Raw genomic sequence first — 9,728 nt, forward strand, 5'->3', positions numbered from 1 at the left:
CTCCTTCTTTCCAGGCAATAACATCATTGGGGTCCACAACATTCACTTTAATCGCCGTTCCTGAATTCACAGCCTGTTGTCCGGGTTTAAGTGTAATCTGGTTAACCTGAACACTACCTTCAAGCAACGTTGTATTTGTAAACTGGTCATCAGAATAGGCGCTGATATTAAACCGTGTTCCAAGTACTTTTACAGTTTGTGTTTTACTTTGTACTAAAAATGGATGCAATTTATCTTTAGCAACTTCAAAGTAGGCTTCGCCGTTCAGCTCTATTCTACGCTCTTTAAGCCAACGAAAAGAAATCGGATATGTTAGAGATGAAGCGGCGTTTAGCCATACTTTCGTGCCGTCCGGCAACGAGAGCTTATATTGTCCGCCACGTGGCGTTCGAATGGTATTTGAAATTTCAGAATATGAGCTTTTGCCCCCGTTCTGTAACGGGGGCAGCTCATGTCGAGAGGTATAAATAATTTCTCCTTCCTTGGTTTTTGTAATTTGAGTGGTAGATTGTAGGGCCAGCAAACCAATTTTAGCATTTAACAAATTGATCTTTTTACCATCGCTCAAAATGAGTACGGCGGTATTCTTTCCCGGATCAATGTCATTTACATATGTTTTATTCGAAGTATCTTTAGTGAAGAAATAAATAAAAACACCCAGGACGATGATCGATGCTGCTGAAACTGCAACCCCTAATGGCCAGCTTATCATTCTGGCCGTTTCTGGCTTAGTAGCTTTTAGAATAGGTTGCCACATCTGATCATCGATAGTTTCCAGATCAATCTGTGACAAACCAGACTGCTCATCCTCACGGAATTTGTGCAGCCAGTAACGTACTTTTTCAAGTTCCCGATCGGAGCATGTCCCGGCCTGAAATCTCTCCAATAAGTCCTTTACTTGTTCATCGTTCATAATCTACCCTATGCGTTTTTTAAGATAATCATAACAAAGACACCTCAGAATTAGGAATCKGGTACACGAAGGGAAAAAAAATATTATTTCAACATCCCTGTTAAAAAAGCATATATAAAAAGGAACAGTCCAAGTTTTCCCCGAAGTGTTTTCAACGCCCTTTTAATTTGAGTAGCTACCGTATGTTCGGAGATATTTAAGCGATCTGCTATTTCTTTGTTACTTAAATATTCCTGGCGTCTCAATTGAAATATTTCGCGCATTTTTTCCGGCAGGTTGTTGATCTCTTTTTCAATTAATGATTTAAGATCTTTTTCCCTAATGCGATAGTCCGTTTGAGCAGCTGCATTGTCTGTAACTTCTTTGAATGATGAGATGTATTCCTGAGTGATGGCCACATGCCGAAAAACATTAAGTACACGATTTAAAACAGCCTTGTAAAGGTAGCCAGAAAGTGTAGTCTGAATATTTAAATTACTCCTGGAATTCCATAAATGAACATATATCTCCTGGATAATATCTTTGGCACTTTCGCTGTCCTGAAGCTTTTTATACGCATAGATGTAAAGCAGGCTATTGTACCGCTTATAAATCTCGGTAAATGAATGATGGTCCCCTGCCCTCAGGAGATCTACAAGCTCAGCGTCTGAAAGTGTTCTACAATCATTCATTTATAAGGTTTTCTTTCAACAATGATCTTTTAGAGCTCCTTTAATGAAAAAAGAAGCGGCGCTGCCTAAATTAATGGACAGTCGCCGCCTCCTAAATTAACGCTCTCTCCTCAAGATTATAAAAAATATTCTAAACTATCAAGGGTAAAATCACAATAACCTTAGAGTCAGTATTTTTAAAAAACATACAAACCTGGATTCAATTTATTTAAATATAGATGTTGTTGAGAAATGTCGCTTGATCCATTATTTTTGGATTCTTTTGGGCGCACGCGGAATTCTTGGAAAAAACAAAAAAGCCACTCGATTGAGTGGCTTTTACGGGCCGGACGGAACTCACCCAAGCCCAAAACAACCTTTAAATCAATATTTTACAAGCCCCACAATGAAAACTCCCTGAATTACTCACGATTTCAAATTACCATATAACGGCAACCGCTATTCTACTAAAATAGGAAATCAACCTGTTGCCTATAGCCGCAGTGAAAACGAATTGCAAATTAACAGCATTTGAAAGGTTACAGTGCTTTGGTAACATCATATCTCTTCATTGCTGTTTCAAAAATTCTGGCACATTGTTGGTTATACGCATACCGGTATTATATTAAACCTTCGGCAATTGTCAACAAGCTATGCGCCAAAATAATCATCCTATACCTGAAAACGAAATGGCAAGACTCATCCGTCTAGCTGAACTCGATATTGACTACAGCAGTTTATCTGAAAACTTTAAAGATCTCACCCGCCTAGCCGCCAAAATAGCAGGCACAGAAATCTCCCTGATCAATCTAATTGATTCCTATACACAATGGACACTTGCAAACCATGGAATTGAGGTGGATCAGACGACAAGAGAGGAATCTGTCTGCCAGTATACAATCATGAATGACGATCAATTTGAAGTAAAGGATCTTTCCAAAGATGTAAGGTTTAACAAAAACAAATACATAGAGGCCCCTTTATCCTTACGGTATTATTTCGGCGTCCCATTGAAGGATCAACAGGGTCTGAATATTGGTGCACTCTGCGTTCTGGATACAAGACTTAAGACACTTAACCCGGAAAAAATAGAACTGCTGAAGATCATTGCAGCAGAAATAGTCAACAGGCTGAAGGCTTATAAGGCTATGGAAGAATTACGTGATCAGGTTAAACAGGCTGATGAATCCAGGAAAAAAGTTGCCCACGACATCAGGGGGCCTCTTGCGGGCATAATCGGCTTATCGCAGATCATAGCTGAACAAGGCAAAACTGCCCATATTGACCAGGTGATCGATTTTATTAACCTGATCCACACAGGCAGCAAGTCTATCCTGGATCTTGCTGACGAAATTCTCAGCCAGGAGCATGAAACCAAACAGCTCAGTAGCCAGCATTTCGATCTCAGCAGCTTTCGTGATAAGCTGAAACAGCTGTACGACCCTCAGGCCGTCACCAAACAACTACAGTTGCAGGTCAGTGTCAATCAGGACACCCAGTACATCCCCTTTTCCAAAAACAAGCTTCTACAAATTACAGGCAATCTGATCTCCAATGCAATAAAATTTACGCCAAATAAAGGAAGGATCCTGGTAGATCTGGATTTGATTGTCAAATCTGATCAAAATAACCTGAATATTGCAGTTTCGGATACCGGAGTTGGTATAACCGAAGAAGAGATCACCCGGATCCTCAGGGGAGACAGCCATACCACGGCGGGGACAGGCGGGGAAAAGGGATATGGATTCGGTCTTTCATTGGTAAAACACCTAATTGAAAAACTCAACGGGCGATTGGAAATTCACTCTCAGATTGGTCAGGGGACTACTTTTAAAGTGGAACTCCCTTTGAGTAATTTATAATTTATTATCTTTAGGGTATCACCCTAATGTAATGAATCATGCGCTTAAAATTTCATTTGCCCTTAACACTTCTATTTTTTTCTTTCCAATTCCTGCAGGCTCAGGATCAGAATATCGGTTCTGATGAATTGTTTACCAAAGCACGCAGCGCGGCATTTGATCAAAAAGATTATCCCAAGGCAATTTCGCTAAGTAAGCAGGCCCTTGCAAAAAGTCCCGATTATACAGATATCAGGATATTTCTTGGCAGAGTTTATACCTGGAATAAACAACCAGATAGTGCCAGACAGGCCTTTAGTCAGGTTTTAAATAAACAACCAGATAATGCGGATGCGTCACTGGCTTTTGCCAGCCTGGAATTTTGGGAAGGCAATTCTGAAAAGGCACTTGAACATGTAAACTCCGGGTTGAAGCATCATAGCGATGCCAGTGATCTGTTGCTGCTGAAGGCAAAGGTCTTGAATGACCTGAAGAGATGGTCTGAGGCCAATATAGAGATAGAAAAGGTAATCAAGGCCGATCCAAACATGACTGAAGCAAGAACACTTGCGGCCAGGGTAAGGGAGAATTCCTCAAAAAACAAAATCGGGGTCAACTACGACTTTATCTATTTCGATAAACAATTTGATGATCCCTGGCACCTGGTAAGTGTGGACTACAGCCATCAAACCGCCCTGGGCTCGGTCATTGGCCGTATTAATTACGCCAACAGGTTCAAAAACAATGGGGTTCAATTCGAGATTGACGCCTACCCTCGCATTTCCAATACCTTTCAGGCTTACATCAGCGGAGGATATTCCAATAATGTCGGGGTGTTCCCCCAGTACCGGGCAGGTTTTTCATTGTATGCCAATTTGCCTGCAAGTTTTGAAGCAGAAGCCGGATTCAGGTACCTTACCTTTGGTGAATCTACCTGGATCTATACCGCCTCTGTTGGTAAATATTACAAAAGCTTCTGGTTCAATTTCCGGACTTTTCTCACCCCTTCAAATAATGAGGTTTCCCAGTCGTTTGCCTTAACAAGCAGGTATTACTACGGCGGTGCAGATGATTACTTCAGTTTACGGCTGGGTACAGGTCTTTCTCCTGATGATCCGCAAAACAATGTGCTGATTGGCAATGCAAACTATAAGCTAAGGTCAAACAACATCACTCTGGGATACAGACGCGCGTTCAAGTCCCTGAATATTCTAATCGTTAACCTGGGAGTTGACAATCAGGAATATAAATTGAATACCAGAGGAACACAGATTGACCTTGGTCTGGGATACATCAGACGCTTTTAGTGATGTCAAAAAGGAGAAAAATGCTGGCCCTACTGGCAGTTATTGCGGCAATCCCCTTATTGATGTGGCTGCTCTGGCTTTGCACGCCTAAAACAAAAATGGTGGCGGCAATAATCGACAAAACGGTCCTGACCACCCGTGGCCAGGAACACATTTCCTTAACCTGGATCCTGAACCACCAGAAATTCACCAAAACCAGTACCAAGTCTTATCAGATTGCAAAGGACTATTTCGGTTTTTTCCCCCTGGACAAGGAGAACTTCCGCTTAAAAGGCTTGGAACGATTTAATCCTGATCAGCTGAAACAGCTGAGTGAGGATGCGGACATGGTGTATTTTACAGATACCTATGGCATTTACAACAATGAGTGGTATAGCCAAAAGAATAATACCGAGCGCTCCGGCATGATTTACGGAGGAATGAGCAGCCAGGACATTGAACTACTGAGGCTGATGAAAGCCAAAGGCAAACTGATCATTACCGAATTCAATAGCATTGGAAGTCCTACACACCTGGATACCCGCCTGAGGTTCGAAAAGCTGTTTGCCATGCGCTGGACAGGCTGGACCGGACGCTTTTTTGACAACCTTGACAGTACAAAAAACAAGGAACTACCAAGATGGTTAATCCGCAATTACAAAAGAGACAACAACAATCAGTGGCCATTTACAAAAGCAGGAGTTGCCTTTGTAAACGATAAAGATCAGGTAGTCATTCTCCAGGACAGCACTGAATTGGATGATCCCATGCCCCATATTACCAGCAGTCCATACGGGCAGCAGAATTTTGGTCTTCCAAGCAAAATTAAGTATGCGTTCTGGTTTGATGTGATCCAGCCCGATCTTAAGACCAATACCCAGGTTGCCAGCTTTACCCTGGATGTAAATGCGAAAGGCCGTGAGCTGCTGGCAGCCCATCAGCTGCCCAGGGTTTTCCCTGCTGTAATTATGCATAAGCATGAAGATTATCGGTTCTATTACTTCTCTGGTGATTTCTGTGACAATCCCATCACCATGGGTACTTCCTATTTTAAAGGTATCAGTTTGTTTAAATGGATGTTCTATAACACAAGCGATCCGATGGAACGTGCCAGTTTTTTCTGGAACTTTTACCGGCCCATGGTTAGCCAAATACTGAAGGAAGAAAAAAAATTCAAAAAGTAATTAATGCTTAGTTGGGCCGTACTTGTTCAACACCGAATCTGGTAAAATGCCTGCGCGGTTTCCAATGCCAGCATTTCTCCGCTTAAAGTGATCAAAGGCGTTCTTTAGCCGTTTATAAATGGGCTGATCCGCTACCGACTCCTCCTGCAGATCCGGGCCCATCTTGTAAAGTGAGCTTCCGTTGAGGTGGTACTCGCCCATGATGAAGTCGATAATATCTGTCTTGGTCTGGATAAGGGGATACTGATGAACGTTACGGAAGTTTCTTGCAGTATCGAGGCCCTCTCCCATCCAGCTCGCCTGATCTGGCACCTTAAGTTTATAACTGGCCTTAAGGAAGCTCAGCAGGCTTGGGACGATATCAAAATGTGTGGAAACGGATGCAAACTGTGCATTCCGCTTTAATAAGGGTGAATAAATGATCAGCGGGACATGATACCTGTCAATTTTGCTGCTCATGGGGATTTCGGGCATTCTATGATCACCTGTAATCACAAAGATCGTATTTGCAAAATCTTTACGCTTTTTGCACTCCTGAAAAAAGCTTCTGAGTGCGTCGTCAGTATACATAATGGAAGAATACTGCAGCTTGTAATTCCTATAGGTGTCCTTTTTTGGATTCTCAAAACCCAGCTCATCCATACGCTGCTCAAACTTACTAACATATTCAGGCTGATCATTAACCAGAAAAGGATTATGACTGGCGACAGTGAGGATCACATTAAGTTCCGGGGATTTTGATTCGCTATCCGCCCTGGTGGCCAGATAGTATCTGAAAAGCTCCTTGTCATTGTAGCCCCACGTGAAGCCGTTGACAGCGGGGAGTTTCACATATCCCCCGGGGAAGGATTGAATGTCCCTGAGCTCATCAACATGATTCTTCTTTAAGAATAGAGACATATTGTCGAAACCCGCATCACCCCCGTAATAAAATGAAGTAGTATAGCCGTTAAACTTCAGCACGCTATATAATGAGGCATGTGGCGGCATTTTATCTCCAAGTTCCAGAAAACCATTTTTTGAAAACGGCAGCGAGGCCATTAAAGAGGGCAGCACAGCAAAGGTACGCCCACCTTCACTTAAGAAATTCTTCCAATATAGACTTTTACCGGACAGGGAGTCCAAAAAGGGGGTGAAATTACCCAGGTAGGCCCCTTCATTAGTGAATGCCCTACCCAATCCCTCTACCAAAATGATGACAATATTGGGCCTGCTTGGGGATAAATTAAAAAAGGAGCTCAGCACATCCTGATCGGACACTTCGTGCAGGAAAGGGAATTCAGAACCACCGGTATATTTAAATGATGTGCCGACGGTCTTTGTATCCCCATAATCCCCAATATAAGCATCTGCATAAATATCGGATTCCTCGTCCGGAGGATAAAAATGAAGGTAAGAACTTACAAAAAAATAGTCAGTTTTATTGAGCACCAGATTGTTGTCAAAATCAGATTGAAACGGACGGCCACGCATCAGCTGCAAGACACCGGTAACTAAAAAGAACAAGGATAATCCAGGGAAGATCACCGCGGCCCAAAAGGGCAGCTGTATTTTACCAGGCAGGAATTTTAAAGCCACAAGTACCAATGCCACCAGCAGGATAAAACTCACAACCAGCTGAATACCCAGTCCTGAGGAGGCGCCAACGGTCTGTTTGATGTCTGCAATGGAATATCCATACAGATCAGCACCCAGAGGCACCAGAGAGGTATTGAAATATTGAACCAGGCCGATCTGAATGATGATCATCAGGATGATAAAGATTTTGAACAGCACTTTTGACAACTTTAAAGAGCTCTGGGCAAGCAGAACAAAAAAGATATATTCCAGAAAAAGCCCTTTGAACCAGAAAACCACATCTCCCAGCAGCGCCCAGAAAACAAAGGATGCTCCCTTTTGCGGGAACTCATGGGTAAATCCATTTAACAAAATCTCAAAAATGCGTATCAAGAATAAGGCAGCAAGCAAGACCAGGGCCAGCTGTATAAAAACCAATGTTGCTGATTTAAATCGATCGATCATTGTCTAAACTGTTTTTTTTGTAAAACCCTGCCTGGTCATCTCACCCCAGGAATTCTTCTTTCTCAGCAAATCAATATTCCCCTTAATAGCTGACCATACAACAAAAGGATGAAAAATAAATGGCTCTAAAAATGCCGTAATGATTAACATCAGCAGATCTTTGCTGCTTTTATACTGGTTATAGGTCAGTACTTCCATCAAAATGGCAAACACCGAATAAAGAAATCCGAAGCTGAATATAAACAGCAGCAGACCAATAAAAAAAGACCAGTGAATCAAGCCCAGTAATACGAAAATCACAAAACTCAGCAATCCCAGAAATTCCACGATTGGTGCTAAAAACTCAAAAAAGAACCAATAAGGATAACTGATCATCCCCAGTCGTCCGTATTTGGGGTTAAAGAACATCACTTTATGGAGCTGCAGGGTCTCTATGGTTCCTCTTGTCCAGCGGTTTCTCTGCCTGCCAAGAATTTTAAAAGATGCAGGTGCTTCGGTCCAGCAAAGCGGATCAGGAATAAAACTCACCTTATAAGGTACTTTTTGCTCTTCCATATACCTGCGCATCCTTACCACCAGCTCCATATCCTCCCCCACGGTATTGTGATTATATCCGCCGCATTTGATGACGATATCCCTATCGAATGCCCCGAAGGCACCTGAAATCAATAGCAAGCCGTTTAGACGGCTCCAGGCCATCCTGCCCAATAAAAATGCTCTGATGTACTCCAGGGTTTGCACCCTAGGAAGAAACTGTTTGGGCAGATTAACCTTTACCAATCGCCCGTTTTCGACAATACAGCTGTTGGCGATTCGGATTACTCCGCCCGTGGCGATAACCCTGATTTTGCTGTCTTCCAGAAAAGGTTTTGCCAGCTTCAGCAGGGCATCCTGCTCCAGGATACAGTCCACGTCAATACAAACGATATAATCATTTTGGGAGATGTTGACTCCCACATTAAGGGCATCTGCCTTCCCCCCGTTTTGCTTATCTACAATGATCAGCTTCTTGTAAACTGCCTTTCTGCTTTTGTAAACACCCAGCACGTCCTTGGTGGGAATCCTTTTGTTTACAAAAAAATCCGTCTTATAAAGGTCGTAGGCGCTGATCAGCTTCTCTAGAGAATCGTCTTTGCTCCCGTCGTTAATGATAATCACCTCCAAATTGTTGTAATTGATCGACAACAAAGACCTTACGTTTTCAATGATATTTGCACCTTCGTTATAGGCAGGCGCAAGAATACTGATACTTGGGGCCTGTGTCGAACTGGCCAGCACGCGGTAGTCTGTAAAACTGTTTTTACGCAGGTAAGTACGGATTTCGCCGATTGAATAACCGCCAATGAACATGTAGCAGGAAAGCAGCAGGATGGAATAGATCAGCAGTCCGTAGGTAAAAAAATCAAGCACTATTGTTTGCCAGCTCATACTCTAATTTCACTTTTAACCTGAGTAATTATTTCCTTCAACGGGTAGGACTGTGATTGTGGCCAAGCCATCAATAAGTCCATACCGGATTGACTGAGGCTTGCCATTGCTCGGACAACCGAGAGTTTCATTTCAAGATCTTCTGTATTTAAAAGTCCTTGTAATCGGGGTAGATCAGCTTCATCACCGATTTTTTTTACAGCCTTCAAAATGGCCAGCTGGTTATTATATTCTTCCAACGGGACCCTGTCCAATAGTTTTTTTGATGTGTCTTCACTGTAAATTTCCGTCAGGGTGTATATCGCCTGAGTCCTTACACTGGATTCGAGGTGTTCACGGCAAGCAACAATCTCTTGGTAAAGTTCCAAATGATGGTAGTTACGGGCGAGTTTCAGCGCAAATAC

The 9,728-nt window shown here is 42.6% G+C and carries 8 protein-coding genes; 3 read left to right on the forward strand and 5 right to left on the reverse strand.

Going from position 1 to position 9,728, the window contains the following annotated elements:
• Both AC1DDX_RS16000 and AC1DDX_RS16005 read right to left on the reverse strand, forming a co-directional pair.
• Nucleotides 1–913 (reverse strand): FecR family protein (locus tag AC1DDX_RS16000; protein WP_477622259.1); only part of this gene is annotated, 913 nt, incomplete at its 3' end.
• Between the two features lie 83 nt (nt 914–996).
• The gene (locus AC1DDX_RS16005; RefSeq protein ID WP_172662167.1) at nt 997–1,584 is read right to left on the reverse strand and encodes an RNA polymerase sigma factor; all 588 of its coding nucleotides are present in this window, start codon (nt 1,582–1,584) and stop codon (nt 997–999) included.
• A 668-nt stretch (nt 1,585–2,252) separates the two neighbouring features.
• On the opposite strand from AC1DDX_RS16005, the gene AC1DDX_RS16010 reads away from it, so the two are divergent.
• From AC1DDX_RS16010 to AC1DDX_RS16020, 3 genes are read left to right on the forward strand one after another with little or no spacing between them, the layout of a single operon-like run.
• Entirely contained in the window at nt 2,253–3,425 is a 1,173-nt protein-coding gene (locus tag AC1DDX_RS16010; RefSeq protein WP_337716980.1) for a GAF domain-containing sensor histidine kinase, read from the forward strand.
• A 38-nt stretch (nt 3,426–3,463) separates the two neighbouring features.
• Nucleotides 3,464–4,711 (forward strand): YaiO family outer membrane beta-barrel protein, encoded by a 1,248-nt coding sequence (locus AC1DDX_RS16015; protein ID WP_172662169.1) that lies wholly within the window; start codon nt 3,464–3,466, stop codon nt 4,709–4,711.
• A 20-nt stretch (nt 4,712–4,731) separates the two neighbouring features.
• Nucleotides 4,732–5,874 (forward strand): hypothetical protein, encoded by a 1,143-nt coding sequence (locus tag AC1DDX_RS16020; RefSeq protein ID WP_337716983.1) that lies wholly within the window; start codon nt 4,732–4,734, stop codon nt 5,872–5,874.
• Here AC1DDX_RS16020 and AC1DDX_RS16025 read toward each other — a convergent pair whose 3' ends face one another.
• From AC1DDX_RS16025 to AC1DDX_RS16035, 3 genes are all read right to left on the reverse strand, one after another.
• Nucleotides 5,875–7,896, reverse strand: a complete 2,022-nt coding sequence (locus tag AC1DDX_RS16025; RefSeq protein ID WP_337716984.1) for an LTA synthase family protein — start codon at nt 7,894–7,896, stop codon at nt 5,875–5,877. It abuts the gene before it with no gap.
• A 3-nt stretch (nt 7,897–7,899) separates the two neighbouring features.
• The gene (locus AC1DDX_RS16030; protein ID WP_172662172.1) at nt 7,900–9,324 is read right to left on the reverse strand and encodes a glycosyltransferase family 2 protein; all 1,425 of its coding nucleotides are present in this window, start codon (nt 9,322–9,324) and stop codon (nt 7,900–7,902) included.
• A partial coding sequence (locus tag AC1DDX_RS16035; protein ID WP_477622260.1) for a HEAT repeat domain-containing protein occupies nt 9,321–9,728 on the reverse strand: 408 nt, incomplete at its 5' end. The genes AC1DDX_RS16030 and AC1DDX_RS16035, both read right to left, overlap by 4 nt.

Source organism: Pedobacter sp. 10L46_2 (assembly GCF_056395165.1).